This is a genomic window from Actimicrobium sp. CCI2.3, assembly GCF_035019065.1.
GTDB lineage: Bacteria > Pseudomonadota > Gammaproteobacteria > Burkholderiales > Burkholderiaceae_D > Actimicrobium.
On sequence record NZ_JASJWR010000013.1, the window covers coordinates 75,745 to 98,430 of the forward strand.

At 54.7% G+C, this 22,686-nt stretch carries 17 protein-coding genes; 10 read left to right on the top strand and 7 right to left on the bottom strand.

The annotated features are described in order from the left end of the window. Window positions 1-106 precede the first annotated feature (106 nt). From rimP to typA, 6 genes are all read left to right on the top strand, one after another. Entirely contained in the window at window positions 107-592 is a 486-nt protein-coding gene (gene rimP, locus QN370_RS09445; protein ID WP_322129177.1) for a ribosome maturation factor RimP, read from the top strand. Then, window positions 589-2,148, top strand: coding sequence for a transcription termination factor NusA (gene nusA, locus QN370_RS09450; protein WP_322128278.1), 1,560 nt, complete (start codon window positions 589-591; stop codon window positions 2,146-2,148). Before rimP ends, nusA begins: the two co-directional genes overlap by 4 nt. A 50-nt stretch (window positions 2,149-2,198) precedes the next feature. Beyond that, window positions 2,199-5,021, top strand: coding sequence for a translation initiation factor IF-2 (gene infB, locus QN370_RS09455; RefSeq protein ID WP_322128277.1), 2,823 nt, complete (start codon window positions 2,199-2,201; stop codon window positions 5,019-5,021). Between the two features lie 163 nt (window positions 5,022-5,184). Then, entirely contained in the window at window positions 5,185-5,574 is a 390-nt protein-coding gene (gene rbfA, locus QN370_RS09460; protein ID WP_322128276.1) for a 30S ribosome-binding factor RbfA, read from the top strand. A gap of 23 nt (window positions 5,575-5,597) precedes the next feature. After that, window positions 5,598-6,530 carry a tRNA pseudouridine(55) synthase TruB gene (truB, locus tag QN370_RS09465; protein ID WP_322128275.1) on the top strand — a complete coding sequence of 311 codons (933 nt, stop codon included), beginning with the start codon at window positions 5,598-5,600 and terminating at the stop codon, window positions 6,528-6,530. Window positions 6,531-6,739: 209 nt separating this feature from the next. Then, complete coding sequence (gene typA, locus QN370_RS09470; RefSeq protein ID WP_322128274.1) at window positions 6,740-8,572, top strand: translational GTPase TypA; 1,833 nt, start codon at window positions 6,740-6,742, stop codon at window positions 8,570-8,572. A 224-nt stretch (window positions 8,573-8,796) separates the two neighbouring features. Here the strand turns inward: typA and QN370_RS09475 are convergent, their stop codons facing one another. Together QN370_RS09475 and QN370_RS09480 are read right to left on the bottom strand one after the other, a co-directional pair. Continuing rightward, window positions 8,797-10,140: an aspartate aminotransferase family protein gene (locus QN370_RS09475; protein ID WP_322129176.1), complete on the bottom strand. Its 1,344-nt coding sequence runs from the start codon at window positions 10,138-10,140 to the stop codon at window positions 8,797-8,799. 149 nt (window positions 10,141-10,289) lie between these two features. Further along, window positions 10,290-11,753 carry a DUF6056 family protein gene (locus tag QN370_RS09480; RefSeq protein WP_323581711.1) on the bottom strand — a complete coding sequence of 488 codons (1,464 nt, stop codon included), beginning with the start codon at window positions 11,751-11,753 and terminating at the stop codon, window positions 10,290-10,292. Window positions 11,754-12,014: 261 nt separating this feature from the next. Here QN370_RS09480 and QN370_RS09485 point away from each other — a divergent pair, with 261 nt between their 5' ends. Next, entirely contained in the window at window positions 12,015-13,037 is a 1,023-nt protein-coding gene (locus tag QN370_RS09485; RefSeq protein ID WP_322128273.1) for a glycosyltransferase family 2 protein, read from the top strand. Further along, window positions 13,012-13,440, top strand: a complete 429-nt coding sequence (locus QN370_RS09490; protein ID WP_322128272.1) for a GtrA family protein — start codon at window positions 13,012-13,014, stop codon at window positions 13,438-13,440. Before QN370_RS09485 ends, QN370_RS09490 begins: the two co-directional genes overlap by 26 nt. A gap of 203 nt (window positions 13,441-13,643) precedes the next feature. Here QN370_RS09490 and QN370_RS09495 read toward each other — a convergent pair whose 3' ends face one another. Then, window positions 13,644-14,690 carry a PDDEXK nuclease domain-containing protein gene (locus QN370_RS09495; protein WP_322128271.1) on the bottom strand — a complete coding sequence of 349 codons (1,047 nt, stop codon included), beginning with the start codon at window positions 14,688-14,690 and terminating at the stop codon, window positions 13,644-13,646. Window positions 14,691-14,976: 286 nt separating this feature from the next. Here QN370_RS09495 and dusA point away from each other — a divergent pair, with 286 nt between their 5' ends. Further along, complete coding sequence (gene dusA / locus QN370_RS09500; protein ID WP_322128270.1) at window positions 14,977-15,984, top strand: tRNA dihydrouridine(20/20a) synthase DusA; 1,008 nt, start codon at window positions 14,977-14,979, stop codon at window positions 15,982-15,984. 216 nt (window positions 15,985-16,200) lie between these two features. Here dusA and QN370_RS09505 read toward each other — a convergent pair whose 3' ends face one another. From QN370_RS09505 to pgi, 4 genes are all read right to left on the bottom strand, one after another. Then, window positions 16,201-16,338 (bottom strand): hypothetical protein, encoded by a 138-nt coding sequence (locus tag QN370_RS09505; protein ID WP_322128269.1) that lies wholly within the window; start codon window positions 16,336-16,338, stop codon window positions 16,201-16,203. A gap of 202 nt (window positions 16,339-16,540) precedes the next feature. After that, window positions 16,541-17,422: an SIS domain-containing protein gene (locus QN370_RS09510; RefSeq protein ID WP_322128268.1), complete on the bottom strand. Its 882-nt coding sequence runs from the start codon at window positions 17,420-17,422 to the stop codon at window positions 16,541-16,543. A 5-nt stretch (window positions 17,423-17,427) separates the two neighbouring features. After that, window positions 17,428-18,900 (bottom strand): glucose-6-phosphate dehydrogenase, encoded by a 1,473-nt coding sequence (gene zwf / locus QN370_RS09515; protein WP_322128267.1) that lies wholly within the window; start codon window positions 18,898-18,900, stop codon window positions 17,428-17,430. A 24-nt stretch (window positions 18,901-18,924) separates the two neighbouring features. Next, window positions 18,925-20,592 (bottom strand): glucose-6-phosphate isomerase, encoded by a 1,668-nt coding sequence (pgi, locus tag QN370_RS09520; protein WP_322128266.1) that lies wholly within the window; start codon window positions 20,590-20,592, stop codon window positions 18,925-18,927. Window positions 20,593-20,826: 234 nt separating this feature from the next. Here pgi and edd point away from each other — a divergent pair, with 234 nt between their 5' ends. After that, entirely contained in the window at window positions 20,827-22,680 is a 1,854-nt protein-coding gene (gene edd, locus QN370_RS09525) for a phosphogluconate dehydratase (RefSeq protein ID WP_322128265.1), read from the top strand. Window positions 22,681-22,686: the final 6 nt, after the last annotated feature.

The following is a 22,686-nucleotide window of genomic DNA, read 5'->3' on the forward strand; positions in this document are numbered from 1 at the left end:
GGATTGTAAGATGGGCATCTGCCCATTTTTTTTTTTGTTGAACAGATTGTGTTGATCGTGCTGGCATGATGGTGAACAGTTTTGCTGCCCAATTTGGAGAATGGCCTTGCAGTTGCTGGAATTGATAGAGAAAACCGTGGTTGGGATGGAGTATGAACTGGTCGATTTCGAGCAGGCCGCACGCGGTCTGCTGCGCGTATACATCGACTTTCTCCCCGAGCAGGCCGAGCGCGGCATGATCACGGTCGAAGACTGTGAAAAAGTCACGCATCAGTTGCTGCATGTGCTCACTGTCGAAAATGCGGTGTATGAACGGCTGGAAGTATCTTCTCCTGGTCTGGATCGGCCACTCAAAAAATTGGCCGATTATGCGCGATTCGCCGGGATGGAAGCAATTGTGAAGTTGCGCATGCCGATGCCTGGCGCAGCGAACCGGAAATCATTCCAGGGAATATTGCAGGCCCCCGAGGGCGATCAGTTGGCGCTCGAATTTGAAGGTAAAGAAGGGTCGGCGATGCTGGAGTTTACGCTCGCCGATGTGGATAAGGCACATCTGGTGCCGAAAGTGGATTTTAGGAGTCGCAAAGCATGAGTCGCGAAGTTTTATTGTTGGTTGATGCGCTGGCGCGCGAAAAAAATGTCGACAAAGATATCGTCTTTGGTGCCCTGGAGCACGCGTTGTCCCAGGCAACCAAAAAACGCTATGACGGAGATGTCGATATCCGGGTGACGATCGATCGTGACACCGGATTGTTTGAGTCGTTCCGCCGCTGGCATGTCGTTCCCGATGAAGCTGGCCTGCAACTGCCTGACCAGGAAATCCTGCACTTTGAAGCTATCGAACAGATCAGTGATATCGAAATTGACGATCATATCGAAGAGCCGATCGAGTCAGTCGATTTCGGCCGACGATTCGCGCAGGACACCAAGCAGGTCGTCTTGCAGCGTATTCGTGACGCAGAGCGCGAGCAGATATTGCAGGACTTCCTTGATCGCGGCGACGCGATGGTCACCGGTACGATCAAGCGCATGGAGCGCGGTGACGCCATCGTCGAGTCAGGCAAGATCGAAGCCCGTTTGCCACGTGACCAGATGATTCCGAAAGAAAACCTGCGTATCGGTGATCGCGTCCGCGCCTTCATTCTGCGGGTTGACCGCAACGCACGCGGACCACAAGTGATCCTGTCGCGCACATCGCCAGAATTCATCATGAAACTGTTCGAGCTCGAAGTGCCAGAGATTGAGCAAGGTTTGTTGATTATTAAATCGGCAGCCCGCGATGCTGGTGTTCGTGCAAAGATTGCTGTTTTCACCAGCGACAAGCGGATCGATCCGATCGGAACGTGCGTCGGCATGCGCGGCTCGCGTGTGCAAGCCGTAACCGGTGAACTCGGTGGTGAACGCGTCGACATCGTATTGTGGTCCGAAGACCCGGCGCAATTCGTCATTGGTGCGCTGGCACCGGCGAACGTGTCATCGATTGTTGTCGACGAAGAAAAACATGCGATGGACGTCGTGGTCGACGAAGAAAATCTGGCCATTGCGATCGGTCGTGGCGGACAAAATGTCCGTCTGGCAGCAGAGCTGACCAACTGGCAAATCAACATCATGACCGCTGAAGAGTCGGCCAGCAAGTCCGCTAATGAAACCGCCGCCATTCGCGCGCTGTTCATGGAAAAGCTCGATGTTGATCAGGAAGTCGCCGACATTCTTGTCGATGAAGGTTTTGCTAGCCTGGAAGAAATCGCGTACGTGCCGATCAGTGAAATGCTGGAGATCGAATCGTTCGACGAAGATACCGTCAATGAGCTGCGCACCCGCGCCCGCGATGCCCTGGTGACGGAGGCAATTGCTTCCGAAGAAGGTCTTGAGGGTATGGATGACGCGTTGGCAACGATGGAAGGTATGGACCGGGTTACCGCCGGCAAGCTCGGATTGGCTGGCGTGAAAACGCTGGCGGCATTCTCCGGCTTGGCCTACGACGAGTTTGGCGCGATCCTGGCTTTGCCAGCAGACCGCGCACGGCAATTGATCGATGATGAATTTAAAGATGTGACCGATGAAGAGATGAAGCTCATCGATGCCAAGTACGATGATCGTGTCAAGGCCCTTCAAGCCAAAGCATGGAACCTCGCGGAAACCAAATGATCCGAGAAGTTCGATTATCATCTACCGCGCCACATAGAAAAGAGGACTGAATGGCGAGTAACAACGTAGCCCAATTTGCGACCGAGCTGAAGATGCCGGCTGATTTGCTGTTGACTCAGCTGCGCGCTGCTGGCGTAGACAAAATGACGACCGATGATGTGCTGTCGAAAGAGGATAAGGACAAGCTTCTTGATCATCTGCGGCGAGCGCATGGTGCCACTGCGGCCAGCGAAGCAAAAAAAATCACGCTGACCCGCAAGGAAACGACCGAGATCAAACAGGCCGATGCCACAGGGAAGTCACGCACCATTCAGGTCGAAGTTCGCAAGAAGCGCACTTTCGTGCAGCGTGATGAAACACCGGTGGCTGCGCCAGTCGCCGTGGCACCCGTGGTGCCGGTGATCGATGAAGCGGAAGTGGCTCGTCGTGCCGAAGAAGGCCGTCGTCAGGCCGAGTTGATCGTGCAGCAGGAAGCCGAGTTGCGCGAAAAGCAGGAACGTCTTGCCAAGCTCGATGCCGACAACCTGGCACATGCCAAAGCCATGCAGAAAGCGGAACTGGAGGCCCTAAAAGCCGCCGCCGTCGAAGCTCCTGTTGAAGTTTCCAAGCCGGATGGTTCAGTGATCGAAGAGAAAAAGCGTGCAGATGCCGAAGAGGCAAAGAAAAAAGCCGCCCTGTTAGCCAAGGAAAGCGCTAGAGAAGCGGCAGAAAAAGCCGCTGCGTCGGACAAGGCTCGCAAGGCTGTGGCAGACGAAGTAGCGCAGATCAAGGCAATGATGAGTGCGCCACGCCGCGTCATCAAGGCACCGGAACCCGTAGCGCCGCCAGTCGTTGCAGCCAAGAGTGCCGAAGGAACGTTGCACAAGCCCGCAGACAAGAAGCCAGGCGAAAAGAAAGACGAGAAGAAACCGGCCGTTGTCGTCGACAAGAAGGCAATCAAGACTGCCAATGTCTCGTCAACCTGGCAGGACGATGCCAAGAAGCGCGGCGCCGGTATCAAGACCCGCGGTAATGCTGGCGGTGGTCGCGATGCATGGCGCGGTGCCAAGGGACGTCGTCCGACGCATGGTGGCGCGGACGATCGCGAAACGAATTTCCAGGCGCCGACTGAGGCTGTCGTCAAGGATGTGCTGGTGCCGGAGACAATTACCGTCGCGGAACTGGCGCACAAGATGGCGGTCAAGGCATCCGAAGTGATCAAGCACTTGATGAAACTGGGCCAGATGGTCACGATCAATCAGGTACTGGATCAGGAAACGGCAATGATTCTGGTCGAAGAGATGGGCCACACGGCGCATCCTGCGAAAGCCGATGATCCTGAAGCACTGCTGGAAGATGGCGTCGAACACGCTGATGCCGAGCTGCTGCCACGTGCCCCGGTCGTGACGGTAATGGGTCACGTTGACCACGGTAAGACGTCGCTGCTTGATTACATCCGTCGTGCCAAGGTTGCCTCCGGTGAAGCCGGCGGAATCACCCAGCACATTGGTGCGTATCACGTCGAGACGCCACGCGGCATGATCACCTTCCTCGACACCCCGGGACACGAAGCCTTTACGGCCATGCGTGCTCGCGGTGCCAAGGCAACCGACATCGTTATTCTGGTGGTGGCTGCCGACGATGGCGTGATGCCACAAACCAAAGAGGCGATCGCTCACGCCAAAGCAGCGGGCGTCCCGCTGGTCGTGGCGATCAACAAGATCGACAAACCGGGCGGTAACCTTGATCGCGTCAAGCAGGAACTGGTTTCCGAAGGCGTGTTGCCGGAAGAGTACGGTGGTGATTCGCCATTTATTTCAGTCTCTGCCAAAACAGGCCAGGGTATCGACGACTTGCTCGAAAGCGTTCTGCTGCAAGCCGAAGTGCTTGAGCTGGTCGCACCGCTGACGTCGCCTGCCCGTGGTCTGGTGATCGAGGCGCGTCTCGACAAAGGTCGCGGTCCGGTCGCCACGATTCTGGTGCAGTCCGGTACCTTGCGTCGCGGCGATGTAGTGCTGGCAGGTTCGGCTTACGGTCGTGTCCGTGCAATGCTTGACGAAAACGGTAAATCGATTACCGAAGCAGGTCCATCGATTCCGGTCGAAATTCAGGGCCTGACCGAAGTGCCGGTCGCCGGTGAAGAAGTCATGGTCATGCTGGACGAGCGCAAGGCGCGCGAAATTGGCTTGTTCCGTCAAGGTAAGTTCCGCGACGTGAAGCTGGCCAAACAGCAAGCCGCCAAGCTTGAGAACATGTTCGACAATCTGGGTGAAGGCGAAGTCAAGAATCTGCCGATGATCATCAAGACCGACGTGCAGGGTTCGCAAGAAGCGCTGGCGCAGTCGCTGCAAAAGCTGTCTACGTCCGAAGTACGGGTGCAGATCGTGCACGCCGGCGTCGGTGGTATCACCGAATCCGACGTCAATCTGGCCGTGGCATCGAAAGCCGTCATCATCGGTTTCAATGTCCGTGCCGATGCGCAGTCACGCAAGGTTGCCGAATCGAATGGCGTCGATATTCGCTACTACAACATCATTTATGATGCGGTCGATGAGATCAAAGCGGCGATGTCGGGGATGTTGTCACCGGAGAAGCGCGAACAGTCATTGGGTCTGGTCGAGATTCGTCAGGTTCTGCTGGTCAGCAAGGTCGGCGCGATTGCCGGTTGTTACGTGCTCGAAGGATTGGTACGCCGCGGCGCATCGGTGCGGCTGTTACGCGACAACATCATCCTCTGGTCGGGCGAGATCGATTCGCTCAAGCGCTTCAAGGACGACGTCAAGGAAGTCAAGTTCGGCTTCGAATGCGGCCTGACCCTGAAGAACTTCAACGACATCAAGGAAGGCGATCAACTGGAAATTTTCGAAGTCCAGGAAGTCGCGCGTACCTTGTAAGACAGTTGCATGCACATGCGCAGGCCTGCGTGGCTGCGCGAGAACCCGATCTTAACGATCCGGTCTCGCGCAGGCACACAGGCCTGTACTATTTGGGGCCTCCCATTTGCAGTACTTCGACCGGACGGACATTTTCCGCGGTTGAATTTATCGAGTCATCATCATGGCAAAGCACAGCAAAACTATCCCCGTCCGCGGTATCCGCGTGGCCGATCAGATCCAGCGTGATCTGGCAGAAATCGTCGCTTACGAATTAAAAGATCCGCGCGTCGGCATGATCACCGTTACGGAAGTCCAGCTCACGCCGGATTACGCGCACGCCAAAGTATTTTTCACGATGCTCAGCGATGACAAGGAATCGATCAAGAACACCGTCACCGGTCTGAAGATTGCCTCCGGTTTCATTCGCGGCCAGCTTGGCCGGCGTCTGCATGTCCACACGCTGCCGGAACTGCATTTTGTGCATGACACGTCAACGGCACGTGGCATCGAATTGTCAAAGCTCATCGATGAAGCCAACGCAACGCGTGCAAAGGATGACGACCAGGCGTAAGCCAGGTCAGATCGGGCATCACGATGGCGACTTTCCCTCCCCGTAAAAAACGCGTTCCGGTGCATGGCGTGCTGCTGCTGGACAAGGCCGCCGGTCATTCCAGCAATGATGTCCTGATCAAAGCCAAGCGGCTGTTCAACGCCGAAAAGGCCGGACATACCGGTACCCTCGATCCGTTTGCCACCGGCTTGCTGCCGTTGTGTTTTGGTGAGGCGACCAAGTTCGCGCAGGATCTGCTGGAAGCCGACAAGACCTATGAAACCGTGGTCCATCTCGGCTTGCGAAGCGACACGGGCGACACCGAAGGCGTGATCCTCGAAACCTTGCCGGTCGATGTCACGTTGGCACAGATCGAGACGGTGCTGGAAAAATTCCTTGGGCCGATCGACCAGGTGCCACCGATGTATTCGGCACTCAAGCGCGATGGCAAGCCGTTGTACGAATACGCCCGTGCCGGTATCACACTCGAGCGCGAAGCGCGGCCAGTGGTAATTCATTTGCTTGAATTCGTTCGCTACGAAGCACCGTTCCTGACTTTGCGCATCAGTTGCAGCAAAGGAACCTACATCCGGGTTCTTGGTGAAGACATCGGTGCGGCGCTCGGTTGCGGTGGTCACCTCAATGCGTTGCGGCGCACGCAAGTTGGCGATCTGGTCCTCGCCGATGCACTCACGCTGGAGCAGTTGGCCGCGGTCGATGAAGATGAGCGTGGCACGTTGCTGGCACCAGTCGACGCGCTGCTGGCGAGTTTTCCGGTGTTGTCGCTCGACGATGAACTGGCACGTCGTTTCTTGCACGGACAGCGGCTGTCGCTGGGCAAGGAAGCCGTCACGTTACCGGCGACCGAAGGACGGGTGAGAGTGTATCGGGAGTCCGATGCGTGCTTGCTCGGTACCGGACTGATGCAGGAATTTGGCGTGCTGGCACCAGAGCGTCTGGTATCGACAGCACGCTAGTCGACAGGAGTGACCACGTCCGCACTCCTGTTGGTCATCAAAAACTCCGGTCTGATTTAACGGTTCGTGCAACGCAACATGTTAGAATGCACGGTTTTCGAAATTACACACTCATTTCTTGATGCTTCAAGCTCGAAGCAATGATCCACCGAGCACTAAGCAAGCTACCAGCAAGAACGAACCACGCAAGAATTCAGCCCGAAAAGATCATGTCAAATACAAAACGCGCCATCCGTAACATCGCCATCATCGCTCACGTTGACCATGGCAAAACCACCCTCGTTGACAAGTTGCTGCGTCAGTCGGGTACCTTCCGCGATAACCAGCAAGTCGATGCACGCGTGATGGACTCCAATGACCTCGAAAAAGAACGTGGTATCACGATTCTGTCGAAAAATTGCGCCGTCGAGTATGAAGGCACACACATCAACATCGTTGACACCCCGGGCCATGCCGACTTCGGTGGCGAAGTCGAACGCGTCCTGTCGATGGTTGACAGCGTGTTGCTGCTGGTGGATGCACAAGAAGGTCCGATGCCGCAAACGCGTTTCGTGACCCGCAAGGCGCTGGCGCTGGGCTTGAAGCCGATTGTCGTCGTCAACAAGATTGACCGTCCGGGTGCGCGTCCTGAATGGGCCATCAACGCCACATTCGAACTGTTCGACAAGTTGGGTGCCACCGAAGAGCAACTCGATTTCCCGGTTGTGTTCGCCTCAGCACTCAATGGCTATTCAAGCCTTGAGTCGACTGCCCGCGAAGGCGACATGAAGCCACTGTTCGATGCCATCCTGCGCCACGTTCCAGCGCGCGAAGATGATCAGGACGGTCCGCTGCAGTTGCAAATTTCTTCCCTTGATTACTCGTCCTACGTCGGCAAGATCGGTATCGGCCGGATTACCCGTGGCCGGGTGCGCGGTCTGCAAGACGTCATCATCATGGACGGTCCTGACGGCGTGCCACGCAAGGCCCGCGTCAACCAGGTTCTGAACTTCAAGGGCCTCGATCGCGTTCTGGTCGATGAAGCCGTCGCCGGCGACATCGTGCTGATCAACGGTATCGAAGAACTCGGTATTGGCACAACGGTGTGCGCACCGGAAATGCCAGACGCGCTGCCAATGCTGACCGTCGACGAGCCAACATTGACCATGAACTTCATGGTCAACAACTCGCCACTGGCTGGCCGTGAAGGCAAGTTTGTCACCAGCCGTCAGTTGCGTGAGCGTCTTGACCGCGAACTGAAAGCCAACGTCGCCTTGCGCGTTGCGCCTACCGATGACGATACGATTTTTGAAGTCTCCGGTCGCGGCGAATTGCACCTGACCATCCTGATCGAAAACATGCGTCGCGAAGGTTTCGAGCTGGCGGTTTCCCGTCCACGCGTGGTGTTCAAGATGGTTGACGGTGTCCGTCATGAGCCATTCGAGTTGCTGTCGGTTGATGTGGAAGAAGTCAATCAGGGCGGCGTCATGGAAGAGCTGGGTCGCCGTCGTGGCGATCTGCAAAACATGGAATCCGACGGTAAAGGTCGCGTGCGTCTTGAGTACCGTATCCCGGCCCGTGGCCTGATCGGTTTCCAGGGCGAGTTCATGACCCTGACGCGCGGTACTGGCTTGATGAGTCATATTTTTGACGAATACGCCGCCGTCGACAACACCCGTGGCGAAATGGCTTCGCGTCGTAACGGCGTGCTGGTCTCGCAAGATGACGGTGCTGCTGTTGCTTACGCACTGTGGAAACTGCAGGATCGCGGTCGCATGTTCGTCGTGCACAATGACCCCGTGTACGAAGGCATGATCATCGGCATTCACTCACGTGACAACGATCTGGTCGTCAATCCGATCAAGGGCAAGCAATTGACCAACGTGCGTTCGTCGGGTACCGATGAAGCTGTGCGCCTGGTTCCGCCGATTCAGATGTCGCTTGAATACGCCGTCGAATTTATTGATGATGATGAGCTCGTTGAAATCACGCCAAAAAGCATTCGTCTGCGCAAGCGCTATCTGAAAGAAGCGGATCGCAAGAAAGCATCGCGCGACGCGTAAGCCGTCGTGACGGGATCAGGCAGCAAGCCTGATCCGTTGCAACGAACCCGCCGGATTCCGGCCGCCTTGGATGGCGGTATGGAACCGGCGGGTTTTTTTATTGTTGATGTTCGTAATAAGAAGTTGGCTATCCGTTTTAGCGGGTCGCCTCTTGCAACGGTTGCTGGCGCATTGCACCGAACCCGTTCACTCCAATGACGCTAACCTTTTTGTTGCGCTATCTTTCAAACCGTCATTTCCTCAACATCCGGCACAGTCTTCTGTGTCTTCAGAATCGCACCAATGGCAGCGAACAACTGGTCGATTTGCGGTTTGTCGATGATCAGCGGCGGCGACAACGCAATGATGTCGCCGGTCGTGCGAATCAGCACGCCTTTCTCCCAGAACGCTTTCAGGAACACATCGAATGCGCGCATCCCCGGTTTGCCAGCGACGCCATCAAGTTCGATGCCGCATACCAAGCCCAGATTACGGATGTCTTTGACGTAAGGCAAACCTCTCAGACTGTGCGCCGCTTGTTCAAAATACGGTGCCATCGCAGCAGCACGTTCAAACAGGTGCTCGGATTTATAGACGTCAATCGTGGCGACTGCCGCTGCCGCAGCCAGCGGATGGCCGGTGTAGGTGTACCCGTGATAAAACTCGATGGCATTTTCCGCAGCCATGCTCATGAACGTGTCATGGATGTCCTGACGCACGATGACGGCACCCATCGGAACGGTCGCATTGGTCAGGCCTTTGGCGCAAACGATCATGTCTGGTACCACGCCGAAATAGTCAGCACCAAACGGTGTGCCAAGGCGACCAAATCCAGTGATGACTTCATCAAAGATCAGCAAGATGCCGTACTTGTCGCAAATCGCACGGATTTTTTGCAGATAGCCTTTAGGCGGCAAAATCACGCCGGTCGAACCCTGCAATGGTTCGATGATCACGGCGGCGATCGTGGCCGGATCGTGCAGTGCCAGCAAGCGCTGTTCGAGTTCGTCGGCTAGTTCGGCGCCATGCTCCGGTAGACCTTTTGAGAATGCATTCTTGCCGATGTCAAGCGGATGGCGCAGATGGTCGACCGCCGGCAATCCCGGACCAAAATGTTTGCGATTTCCGGCAATTCCGCCTACCGAAATGCCACCGAAACCGACGCCGTGATAACCGCGCTCACGGCCTATGAGCCGGTGCCGCATGCCATCACCGCGCACACGGTGGTAAGCCAGCGCGATCTTCAGCGCCGAGTCGACGGCTTCCGATCCATCATTGCAAAAGAAGACCCGGTTCAATCCTTCCGGTGCCAGCGACACCAGCGCAGTGGCTGCTTCAAACGCTTTCGGATGGCCCATCTGGAATACGGGTGCGAAGTCCATTTCACCAGCCTGGCGGCGAATGGCTTCGGTGATCTTTGGATGGCAATGACCGGCATTGCTGCACCACAGGCCGGCAGTACCGTCGAGAATCTGGCGACCGTTGTCCGTTGTGTAATGCATGCCTGATGCCGAGACCATCATGCGCGGTTTGGACTTGAACTGGCGATTGGCAGTGAACGGCATCCAGAAATGGTCGGTATTGAGCATGGCAGCAGGTCCGGGAATAATGAAGGAAGACAATCATGGTAATCCTGTTTTCCTGCCAATGGCGGCGTATTTTGGATTCGTGTAATTACGTGGTGAAAACCATTTCATTTCAAATCAGGACCAACGCTCTGACATACCCGATTTATCGATCAATCCTTGCCAGGAGAGGTTATCTCTCCCAAGGTATCTGGTTCAGATAAACTATTTTTTAATCTTATTTCTTTTAAATGGAAATAATTTGAAAAACAGACATTTCTCCAGTCCTTGCTACCTTTCTGAATGTCGTCAAAATAGGTGGCAGGTCGTGATTTATCTTTCAGATCATCAACGCTCAACGCAGTGTCCCTTCCGTTTTGAGCCATCTGGATTCGTGCAGACATGTATGTTTTTAAAGACTTGCTATATTTTAAATTTACTAAAGTGTCTAAAAAAGAAATATTGTCTGCAGTAGGGCGAAGAATGAGTGCGACAAAAAACATACAAGAAAAACTAATGAATATTGGCTTAAGTCTTCTGGATTGAAAAACAGCTTCCATGTTGGAATTAAAAATATACAAGGCAGCGATAAATGCTGCTAAGCTTAAAATGACAAAGTCAATAGTGTGTGTTCGTGATGGACCTGAACCATTAAGAACATATGCTCTTGTGAATAAACTTGCCCAAAGTGTAAAGAAAAGGATTGCGATAATTAAAAGGAGATATTTATTCTCCGATTTATTGGGTTTTCTTGGATAAAAAACAATCAGAGAGCTGTAAAAAAGAAGCCATGTCATTATAAATATATGAGTATAACGCTCGAATATCCAGCCAAATGACTTCGTCGCGCTTGCCATCACATTTTGTGAAGACATGTCATTCATGCGTGTTAAATTTCCTGGTGCATATTTAACGATCAATGCTCCAATGACAGCAGTAAGCATTATTGCACCAATCATGCAGGTAACTCTTGATTTCCAGTTCTGGTAAGCCAGGATGATAAATAGTTGTCCCAGTAGTGCAATGTGTGCAACCATCACTGTTTCGTTGAATCCGGCTAAAATTAAAGTCATGAGACAAAGATTGCCGATTTTCCAAAGCGCTGGATTTTTCTTATTAGCCATGAAATCAAGAAAAATTAATAATTCCTGAGCAATGAGAAATAAGAAAATTGCAGCCGCTATTCCATATGTAAATCCACCGGCCATCCAGAAAATGGATTCGCGATAACTAAAGCAAGATATGAGTGCGACAAAAAAGACGAAATGATATGTTTTGTCTTGTATAGAGAATTTGATTAGGAAATGCCGAGCAGCCAAAAAGACGGCTAATATTATTGAAATCGGAACAATATAATACGCCTCAATCAATAGCTTTGATGCGCCAAAGACAGATAGGAGAAGTGTTGCTGAGTATCTGCCGCCCCAGGTAAGATACTCGATAGATACGGATTGCAGTATTCCTTGTTCGATTGCTCGGGCACCGTAACAGAAATCGTCAGCTGTTGGAAAAGAATTGATGGAATTAAGGAAGATCCATGTAATACATATTCCAAGGAATATAATTATGCTTATTTGACAAAGCTTGATTGTTCTTGTTATTGGAGATTTATAATCAGCGGTGTGGTCTGGGATCATAATTTTCAAGAAAAATTTACAGGGGTATTGTTCTGCTTGTCCTGACCAGCAAAAATGATCAATAAATAATATTTTTTTTATTCGAACAGGACAGCATCCGTGAAAAAAATAATTATTCAGGCTTCGATCTATTGATAAAAATATTTACAGGAAAAATACCTTGCAATGCTAATAATAAGAAAGTAATCTTTTTAAAAAATATTTCCGTTAAATTCATGCTTGCAATAGCAGGAGTAAATAATGCTAGTTGAAACCTAACTTATGAATAATAATTTATCTGCTTCCGATGCAGCTTTACAGCCAAAGACAAGGCGATTATCGCAGCCGAACAAGCCGGTAGTAACTTTACTTTCTCTCGTTGTTCCTTTTTATAATGAGGAGGAAACAATAACGCATTTTTTTAATCATGTCATCCCTGAGCTTGAAGCCATATCAGAAATTAAGTTTGAAATTGTATGCATTAATGATGGCAGCACTGATAGCACTCTTCAGCAACTCAAAGATTTTGCGATTAACGATTTCCGAGTCCGGGTGATTGATTTGACCAGAAATTTCGGTAAAGAGGCTGCATTATCTGCGGGACTTGATGAATCATTCGGCGATATTATAGTTCCTTTTGATGCCGATCTTCAGGATCCGGTTGAGGTAATTATAAAGCTGGTTGAAAAATGGCGAGAAGGATACCAAATTGTCTTGGCGAGAAGAATAGACCGGAATGCGGATTCAGCATTGAAGAGATGGACTGCAGCGAAATTTTATCAATTGCATAACTCGCTGTCTGAAATCAAAATCCCCGAAAATGTTGGAGATTTCCGTTTAATTACACGTGAGGTGGCGGATTCATTAAAACGATTGCCGGAAACGCAGCGGTTCATGAAAGGACTTTTCGCGTGGGTTGGATATGACACTGCCACGATCGACTATGCGCGAAAGCCACGGATTGCTGGAAGCAGCAAGTTCTCCGGTTGGAAACTATGGAATTTTGCACTCGAAGGTTTTACCAGTTTCAGTACGTTACCGCTGCGGATATGGACGTACCTCGGCGCGATGGTTGCTGCTGCAGCTTTGTTACGCGGTTTTTATTTGATGTTCCGAACGATTTTCTTTGGCATTGACGTCCCCGGATATGCGTCCTTGTCAACTGCCATCCTGATGCTGGGTGGAATTCAATTAATTGGTATCGGTGTATTAGGTGAATATATCGGAAGAATATATGTGGAGTCTAAAAACCGTCCCGTCTATTTAATACGGAATCGGTATGAAAAAAAAGAAGAAGATGTCTAAATTCGCTACATTATTGCAGTTTGCCAAATATTCAGTAGTGGGAGCATTTGGTACCGTTATTCATTATCTGATATTGATTGTATTGGTATCCAGCAGTTTGACTAATCCAGTTATCGCTTCGATCACCGGTGCATTGACAGGTGCGATCGTCAATTACTTTTTAAATGTAAAAATAACGTTCAAGACAGAGGCAAACCTGCTGTCAATTCGTCGGTTTGCATTGATAGCACTCGTTGGCGCGGCACTGAATGGTTTGTTGATGGCAATCGGAATGAAATTGTTAACCTCTAATTATCTGATCGTGCAGTGTGTGGCAACTTCGTTAGTTTTAAGTCTGACTTATGTTGTGAACTCCAGATGGACGTTTCAACGTACTGTTAAAACTACAAGGGATGGTGCATAAATCTGTTTGGGATAAGGTGTTTGTGGAGATATTGTCGATGGCTTGTGCAACTTATGAGTGATGGGTTTAACGGATGTAATTCGGCCCAATTCGATTCATTGTCATGAAGTCGATGGACCTACTTGCATTCAACCGCGCGTGTTGGGATCTGTGCTCACTGATGTTGAAGTTCGCATTGTTTCGGATCTTTTGAGGTTAGGGGCTTATGGCCCACCGTTGCTGCCCGCAAGTTCTCGCTCAATCTGTTCTATGCTCGGCAAGCTGGTTTGTAATTCCTCAGGCAAGGATTCCAGTAGCTGGTATTCGGCGACGCCGAGCGGTTGGGCGCTGTTGCGCAGCGCGTATTCAGCCACCACCTTGTTTTTGCTAGTGCACAGTAACAAGCCAATCGTTGGGCCGTCTTGCGGGTGCTTGATCTGGGTGTCGACGGCAGTGAGGTAAAAACCCAACTGGCCAAGATGGTCCGGCTTGAATTTGCCACCTTTGATTTCGATCACCACATAGCAACGCAGTTTGAGATGGTAGAACAGCAGGTCGATGAAGAATTCGTCACCCCCGACATCCAGTAGCACCTGTCTGCCGACAAAGGCAAAGCCTGCCCCCAGTTCCAGTAAAAAGTCGGTGACGTGTTTGATCAGGGCGATTTCGACTTCGCGTTCGTGGGCCTTCTCGGTTAGACCCAAAAAGTCAAAACGGTACGGATCTTTCAGCGATTCACGGGCCAGATCGGACTGCGGCTTGGGCAGGCTAGTCGTGAAGTTAGTGACTGCGGCTCCTGTTCGTTCCAGCAGACGGGCTTCGATTTGCATGACCAGGATAGTGCGGGACCAGTTGTGTTCGATGGCTTTCGCGGCATACCAGCGGCGTGTTTCGGGGCCGGGCAGTTTGTCGAGCAGCGCCAGTTGGTGATACCAGGGCAATTGTGCAAGCACCGCTTGCACAAATTGCTCATCCGGCCACGCCTCCGCAAACGCCCGCATATACTTGAGATTACGCGGTGAAAAGCCTTTCATTTCCGGAAAGGCGACCCGCAAATCCAGCGCCAGTCGCTCGATGACTTTGGCACCCCATCCCTGAGCCGCTTGCCGCGTCAGAATATCTCGTCCGATCTGCCAGTACAGCAGCACCAGTTCCCGATTGACGGCGAGTGTGGCCCGCTGCTGCGCGGTATGGATGCGGCTTTTCAGATCGGAGAGCCAGTCGGCATAACCCTCCGGGAGCGGTGCCAGACCAGCAGGTTGATCGTTCATGTTCACTTTTTTTCCCAGTCCTGATGAGCGGCATGGACGTCGTTGTGATCGTCAGCGTCATCGGTTTTCATTGAATTGGCGTCGCATCGGCAGCGACGTCCCGTGGTCATACGCTACAGATTTTGGGCAATAGTGTGCCGGCTCGTCTTGCGGTTTGTCATCGCCGCTATGGAAGTGCTTGCAATCGGCTGCACATGTTGGTATCTGTGCTCATCGATTTTGGGTTTGCATCGGTTTGGACCGCACGTCGTCCAAAGAAATTTCTTCCACAATTCAATTCAAGTAAATGAAAACAAGCACGTACAAGAGCCGGCGTATCTCCGCCGCCCCGATGATGGACTGGACTGACCGGCACTGTCGCCTGTTCCATCGTCAGATTTCCCGCCACACCTGGCTATACACAGAGATGGTGACGACCGGTGCGCTGGTGCATGGCGACGTCGCGCGTCATCTCGATTTCAACGATGAAGAACACCCGGTCGCGCTGCAACTCGGCGGCAGCGATCCGGCCGATCTGGCACACAGCGCGCGACTCGGGCAGCAGTGGGGCTACGATGAAATCAACCTCAATTGTGGTTGCCCTTCCGAGCGCGTGCAAAAAGGTGCTTTTGGTGCCTGTCTGATGTCGGAGCCACAACTGGTCGCCGATTGCGTCAAGGCGATGCGTGATGCGGTATCAATTGATGTCACGGTCAAGCACCGGATCGGCATCGACAAGAACGAGTCGTACGAATTCATGCGTGACTTTGTCGGTACGGTGGCCGAGGCCGGCTGCACGACCTTCATCGTCCATGCCCGTAATGCGATCCTGAAGGGCTTGAGTCCGAAAGAAAATCGTGAAGTGCCACCACTGCGTTACGACGCGGTGTATCAGCTCAAGCGCGAGTTTCCCGATCTCGAAATCATCATCAACGGCGGCATCAAGACCGAGGCCGACATCGATCTGCATCTGCAGCATGTTGATGGCGTGATGCTCGGACGCGAGGCGTATCACAACCCGTACCTGATGGCTGGTTTCGATGCGCGCTACTACGATGATCCGGCGATGCCACGCACGCGTGCGGAAGTCATTGAAGCGATGTTGCCGTATATCCGTCGCCAGCTCGGGCCGACCCCGTCGGTGGCAATGAAGGGTGGGCCGCGTCTCAACAGCATCACGCGCCATATGCTGGGTTTGATGGCAGGGCTGCCTGGTGCGCGGCATTTTCGGCAGACCTTATCGGACTCGAAGCGGCTTGCAATTGGCGATGCCGCCTTGTTGATGGAGGCGATGGTCAGCATGCAAGACCGTTGAGGTTAAGAGGAATTGAGCGGGATCAAAGGCAGCGTGAGCGATCAAGCTACGCTGTTCACAGGCCACCTGCCTGCTGAAAACAGGCCGCTTTTCCTGCGGTCTTTACCTTAAGGGAATATTAATGAAAGTCTCATCTTCTATCCTGACATTCTTGTTCGCTGCCGCGCTGGGCACGACTTTGCTGGGCGGTTGTGACCGCCGTTCGCCGACGACGGATCAACCAGCTGCTGGTGGCTTGCCTTCAGCCGCAGCGCCGGGCAACGTGCCCTCGACGGTAATGCCGAGCCCGCCGAGTCCGTCGGCCGCGCCAGCTGCTCCAGCCACACCGGGATCGCCACCGCCAGAGTCAGGCAAGTAGCCGCCGACAGCGCCTCAGGAAGGAACGAAGTGCCCAGGCGCTGTGCGACGCAGATCCATGTGTTGGGCAAGTTGGATGAGCTTACCCAACTTGCGAAGCGCTGGAGTCCACCAAAAAATTGACTGGGTGTTTGATGGAGTTGCGATGGAGCCGCGTTGAAACCGCAATGAACCCTCAATGATCCCGCATTGAAACGCGTCAGCCATCCTCATCATGACGCAGCGGTGATCGCAGGAACGAGTCGAATTGCATGTCAATTTTTTGCAGGGCTTTTTGCGCGTTTTGCATTTGTTTGCGAAACTCCGGACCGCGTCGTAGCGCGAGTCCGACCGCGAGAATGTCGATGACCACCAGATGCGCCAGGCGCGCTGAAATCGGCGTGTAGGGATCGGTATGAAAATGCAGATCGACCGGTACCAGCACCGTCGCCAATTCGGCGAGTGGCGTACCGCTGGGCGACAACGCAATTACGTCGGCACCGACCTTGCGCGCCAGTTGCACACTGCGCAGCAAGGCCACGCTGTTGCCGCGCTGTGAGATGGCTAGCACCACATCGCCTTTTTTCAGGAGCGCCGCCGCGATACTGTGAATATGCGGATCGGAATACGCCACGGTTGGCACACCAGCGCGGAAGAACTTGTGCTGCGCATCGGCGGCGATGATGCCCGATGATCCTTGTCCGTAGAACTCGATCTTGCGGGCCTTGGCCAGCAAATCCAGCGCACGTTCGATGGCAGCTGGATCGAGTGTGTTGCGCAAGTCGAGCAGCGCATTGATCGAGCGACTGCAAATTTTGCCGACGAGGTCGGCAGCCAGGTCGTTGGGTGTCAGGTTTTCATTTGCGCCGGGCAGGGCGACGGCCAGTGCCTGTGCCAGTTTCAATTTGAACGTCTGCCAGCCATCGAAACCGATGGCGCGACAAAAACGTACGACGGTCGGCTCCGATACCTCGGCATTGCCAGCCAGTGCGGTGATGTTTCCGGACACGGCGAGGGTCGGGTCCCGAAGCACGGCCAGTCCGACCTTGCGTTCGGATTTGGACAGCGCGTCAAGCTGCGACCGTATGGAATCGAGCAACATCGTCGTCACATTTCTGGCAGCGCTTCTTCGCGCCATTGCAAACCGTCACGGCCAATCAGCGCGCTGGCAGCGGCCGGACCCCAGGTACCGGCCGTGTACGGAATCGGTTCGTTTTCTTCCTGTTCCCAGTGATTCAGGATGGGCTCGACCCACTCCCAGGCGGCTTCGAGTTCGTCGCTGCGCATGAACAGCGTCAGCTGGCCGCGCAGTACATCGAGCAGCAAGCGTTCGTAGGCATCCATGCGCGGTGTCTTGAAGGTCTCGCGGAAATCCAGTTCGAGATCAACCGGCTTGAGGCGCATGTTGTCGCCCGGTGTCTTGGCCATCAGGTTCAGGTGCAAGCCTTCATCGGGCTGCAGCCGGATCACCAGGCTGTTGGGCTGGAAGCTGCCGCTCGACTGCGCAAAGATCGAATGCGGGATGGCCTTGAAGCGCACGACTATTTCGGCCAGCTGGTCGGCCATGCGCTTGCCAGTGCGCAAATAAAAGGGCACGCCGGCCCAGCGCCAGGTATCGATTTCGGCGCGCACGGCGACGAAGGTTTCCGTCTTCGATTCCGGGTCGGCACCGGGTTCCTTGCGATAGCCGGGTACGGCCACGCCATTGACATGGCCGGCCCGGTACTGGCCGCGCACCACGTTCTGTGTCAGCGTCGTGGTGGTGAATTTTTTGAGCGCGTGCAGTACCTTGAGCTTTTCGTCGCGGACCGCATCCGGCGTGATCATCGTCGGTGGCTCCATGGCGACGATGCACAGTAATTGCAGCAAATGGTTTTGAAGCATGTCGCGCAGCGCGCCGGACGTGTCGTAATAACCGGTGCGGTTACCCACGCCGAGTTCTTCGGCGATCGTGATCTGCACATCCGAAATCCACTCGCGCCGCCACAGCGGTTCAAACAGGATATTGCCGAAGCGCAGTGCCAGCAAATTCTGCACGGCTTCCTTGCCCAGATAATGATCGATCCGGTAAATCTGCGATTCGGTGAATACGCTGCCGACATCGGCATTGATCTGGCGCGCGCTGGCCAGATCGCGGCCGAGTGGCTTTTCGAGCACGACGCGCGCGTTCGGCGTGGCACTGCCACAAGCGGCCAGGTTCAGGCAGATGGTGGCAAACAGCGTCGGCGGTGTCGCGAGGTAAAACACCCGCACCAGTGCCGGATCATCGCGCAAGGCTGCCGCTAGCGTGCAGTAACTTTCGGGTTTGTCGGCATCGACAGCAACGTACTGGATGCGCTGACAAAAGCGCTGCCAGACAACGTCGTCGAAACTACCCGCGGTTAGGTTTGGTTTCGCGGTCGACTCGACCGATGCGAGAAACTCCGCGGTCGTCAAGTGATGCCGGCCAACGCAAATAATGCGCGCAGTGGCGGGGAAATCCCGGGCACGATCGCGGGCATACATGGCCGGTAGCAGTTTGCGCATCGACAGGTCGCCGCTGCCGCCAAATAGTACGAGATCGAAATCAGTCAAGGCCATGGGTTTCATCAGATTGTGTGCAAGTTAATCGGGTGCGATGGGTTGGTGCTCCAGCGCAGCTTTGGCCAGTGCGATGAGCGCGTTGGTCGAACTGTCATGCTGCGCCGGTTGTGCCGCGCCGGTCAATTCCTGGGCGATCGATTTGGCAAGCACCTTGCCGAGTTCGACGCCCCACTGGTCGAAACTGTTGATCCCCCAGATCACGCCTTGCACGAACACCTTGTGTTCGTAGAGTGCCACCAGTGCACCCAGCGTCGCCGGAGTCAGTGCCTCCATCAGCACCATGTTGGACGGGCGGTTGCCGGGGAACGTCTTGTGCGGCATCAGCGCCTCGACTCTTGCCGCATCGAGTCCCTGTTCAGCCAGGTCGGTACGGACTTCATCGGCGGTCTTGCCGCGCATGAAGGCTTCGGCTTGTGCAAAACAATTGGCCAGCAGTGCCGCCTGATGTCCGGGCAGCGTGTGGCTGGCACCCAGTACCGCAATGAAATCGATCGGAATGAGGTCGCTGCCCTGATGCAGCAACTGGAAATACGCGTGCTGGCCGTTGGTGCCGGTATCGCCCCAGATGACCGGGCCGCTGGCTGTGGTCAACGGCTCGCCGGCGGCACTGACGTGCTTGCCGTTACTTTCCATATCGAGCTGTTGCAGGTAGCCGGCGAACAGGCTCAGGTCCTGATGATAAGGCGCAATCGAGACCGAACTGCTGCCATGAAAATTGCGGTACCAGACGCCCAGCATGGCCAGCAATACCGGCATGTTGCGCTCCAGCGGTGCTTCCTGGAAGTGCTTATCCATCTGATGGGCACCATCGAGGAAAGCGCGGAAAGCCGGGAAACCCACCAGCACCGCCACTGACAGCCCGATTGCCGACCAGATCGAATAGCGACCACCGACCCAGTCCCAGAACGGGAACATGTTGGCCGGGTTGATGCCGAAGTCGGTCACGCCGGCGAGATTGGTGGACACCGCAACGAAGTGTTTTGCCAGGTCACTGTTGCTGCCTCCCTGAAGGAACCAGCTGCGCGCCGACCGCGCATTCATCATCGTTTCGGCGGTGGCGAAGGTTTTCGAGGCGATGATGAACAGGGTCGTGGCCGGCTCGACGCGTGCCAGTACCGCAGCGAGATCGTGGCCATCGACATTCGAAACGAAATGGCAAGTCAGGCGCGGATGGGCGAAGGTACGTAGCGCCTGGCAGACCATCTTCGGTCCGAGGTAGGAGCCGCCGATGCCGATGTTGACAATGTCGGTGATAGCCCGTCCATCACGACCAGTCCAGGCACCCGAGCGCACCTGTTCGCTGAAGACCTGCATGCGCGTCAGTACCGCTTGCACATCGGTATCGACATCCTGACCATCGAGCACGAACGTCTGGCCTGCCGGTGCCCGCAAGGCCGTGTGCAGCACGGCGCGCTGCTCGGTGGTGTTGATTTTTTCACCGGCGAACAGCTTGTGCCGGTGGCCTTCCACATCGCGTTCTCGCGCCAGATCGAGCAACAAATCCAGCGTGACGCGGTCAATCCGGTTCTTGGAATAATCCAGCGTCAGACCGGCGGCCTGCATCGAAAATTGCTGGAAGCGATTCGGCTCGCTGGCGAACTGGGCGCGCATTGTGGTGGAACACGTTTCGGCGTGGCGAGTTTGTAATCGCCGGAAAATCGGATTGTCTGTCAGCGGTGTCGACGCCATGGCAGGAGGTCTCTGAAGTAGGATGGTGTGATCGACTATACATTAACTGAAGGTAATTTCACTACAAAACATCAGAGTAAATCGAGTTTTATCCGTCTCGTGCAAGAGAAATTTCAGCTAAGAAAGAGTCAGCTACAAACATTGCCCTCGGTAATCATTAGCAATAAACCACACTGCCGGCGATGAAATGTTTGTAGTAAAATTACTTATTCAGTCTTCACGCAAGGAGTTTTCATGAAAATGCATTCCGTTCTGACTTCCGTCACCGACCGCATCATCGAGCGTAGCCGGCCATCACGTGGCGCTTACCTGACGCGCATGGAAGCGGCCTTGCAGCAGGGCGTGCAACGTAATGCGCTGTCCTGTACCAACCTGGCGCATGGTTTTGCCGCCTTCCCGGCCAACGATAAACTGGCGCTGCGGCAAGCGCGCTTGCCATCGGTGGCGATCATTTCTGCCTACAACGACATGCTCTCGGCGCATCAGCCGTTCGAGCGTTTTCCGCAATTGATCAAGGACGCTGCGCGCAAGGCCGGTGGCGTGGCGCAATTTGCCGGCGGCGTGCCAGCCATGTGTGATGGTGTCACGCAAGGCCAGCCGGGCATGGAGCTGTCGCTGTTTTCACGCGATACGATTGCCATGGGTACGGCCGTTGCGCTGTCGCACAACATGTTCGATGCTGCCGTGTACCTTGGCGTGTGCGACAAGATCGTACCGGGCCTGCTGATCGGCGCGCTGCACTTCGGTCATTTGCCTGCCGTGTTCATCCCGGCCGGACCAATGACCAGCGGCATGTCCAATTCCGAAAAAGCCCGCGTGCGCCAGTTGTACGCGCAGGGCAAGATTGGTCGCGCCGAATTGCTCGAAGCCGAATCGCAGTCGTATCACGGTGCCGGCACCTGCACGTTCTACGGTACGGCCAACAGCAACCAGATGCTGATGGAAGTGATGGGCTTGCACTTGCCGGGTGCTGCGTTCATCACGCCGGGTACGCCGTTGCGCGATGCGCTGACTGCTGCAGCGGCGGCACGTGCGGTCAAGATCGCTACACACACACCCGAGTACACGCCGGTCGGTCGGCTGGTCGATGAAAAATCCATCGTCAATGCAATCATCGCCTTGCTCGCCACCGGCGGTTCGACCAATCACACATTGCATCTGGTCGCTATCGCCAAGGCCGCCGGCATCGTCATCGACTGGAATGATTTTGCGGCGCTGTCTGCGGTCATTCCGCTGCTCACGCGGATTTATCCGAACGGTGACGCCGACGTCAATCATTTCCATGCCGCCGGCGGTACCGGTTTCGTGATCCGTGAATTGCTCGATGCCGGTTTGCTGCATGACGATGTCACCACTGTCCTCGGCAAGGGTTTGCGCGCACATTGCAGCGAGCCGTTTCTGCAAGACGACGTCGTGGTCTGGCGGCCGGTACCACTCGAAAGCGCCGATCGCAATGTGGTGCGCGGTGCCGCCGAACCGTTTTCGGCCGATGGCGGGTTGCGTCTGCTGACCGGTAATCTTGGGCGCGCCGTCATCAAGGTCTCGGCAGTCAAGCCGCAATACCGCCGTGTCGAAGCACCGGCCATCGTGTTCGATTCGCAAGAAGATTTCATGCGGGCCTACAAGGCGGACGAACTCAATCAGGATTTCATTGCTGTCGTGCGATTCCAGGGACCGCGCGCCAATGGCATGCCGGAGCTGCATGCGCTGACCCCCGCGCTGGCCAATCTGCAGGATGCCGGTTTCCATGTCGCGCTGGTGACCGATGGCCGCATGTCGGGTGCCTCCGGCAAAGTGCCGGCAGCCATCCACGTCTCGCCGGAAGTGCTGGCCGGCGGGCCGCTGGGCCGGATTCGCACCGGCGACCTGTTGCTGCTCGATGCCGAAAACGGCGTGCTGCAAGCCGATGTGCCAGCCGAGGTCTGGGATGCGCGCGAGCAGGCCACGGCGGACCTGCGCCACAACCAGGTCGGCATGGGCCGCGAACTGTTCGGCATGTTCCGCGCTACCGTCAGCGCTGCCGAAGAAGGCGCGACGACGTTTGATTTGCCCCCCGTTTTATCTGCCGTCGAGAAAGTGACCTCATGAATCAAG

Bases quoted from the DNA above. Each gene is read 5' to 3' on its own strand.
- nusA (WP_322128278.1), top strand. From the start codon at position 589: ATGAGTCGCGAAGTTTTATTGTTGGTTGATGCGCTGGCGCGCGAAAAA.
- infB (WP_322128277.1), top strand. From the start codon at position 2,199: ATGGCGAGTAACAACGTAGCCCAATTTGCGACCGAGCTGAAGATGCCG.
- rbfA (WP_322128276.1), top strand. From the start codon at position 5,185: ATGGCAAAGCACAGCAAAACTATCCCCGTCCGCGGTATCCGCGTGGCC.
- truB (WP_322128275.1), top strand. From the start codon at position 5,598: ATGGCGACTTTCCCTCCCCGTAAAAAACGCGTTCCGGTGCATGGCGTG.
- typA (WP_322128274.1), top strand. From the start codon at position 6,740: ATGTCAAATACAAAACGCGCCATCCGTAACATCGCCATCATCGCTCAC.
- QN370_RS09475 (WP_322129176.1), bottom strand. From the start codon at position 10,140: ATGCTCAATACCGACCATTTCTGGATGCCGTTCACTGCCAATCGCCAG.
- QN370_RS09480 (WP_323581711.1), bottom strand. From the start codon at position 11,753: ATGATCCCAGACCACACCGCTGATTATAAATCTCCAATAACAAGAACA.
- QN370_RS09485 (WP_322128273.1), top strand. From the start codon at position 12,015: ATGAATAATAATTTATCTGCTTCCGATGCAGCTTTACAGCCAAAGACA.
- QN370_RS09490 (WP_322128272.1), top strand. From the start codon at position 13,012: ATGAAAAAAAAGAAGAAGATGTCTAAATTCGCTACATTATTGCAGTTT.
- QN370_RS09495 (WP_322128271.1), bottom strand. From the start codon at position 14,690: ATGAACGATCAACCTGCTGGTCTGGCACCGCTCCCGGAGGGTTATGCC.
- dusA (WP_322128270.1), top strand. From the start codon at position 14,977: ATGAAAACAAGCACGTACAAGAGCCGGCGTATCTCCGCCGCCCCGATG.
- QN370_RS09510 (WP_322128268.1), bottom strand. From the start codon at position 17,422: ATGTTGCTCGATTCCATACGGTCGCAGCTTGACGCGCTGTCCAAATCC.
- zwf (WP_322128267.1), bottom strand. From the start codon at position 18,900: ATGGCCTTGACTGATTTCGATCTCGTACTATTTGGCGGCAGCGGCGAC.
- pgi (WP_322128266.1), bottom strand. From the start codon at position 20,592: ATGGCGTCGACACCGCTGACAGACAATCCGATTTTCCGGCGATTACAA.
- edd (WP_322128265.1), top strand. From the start codon at position 20,827: ATGAAAATGCATTCCGTTCTGACTTCCGTCACCGACCGCATCATCGAG.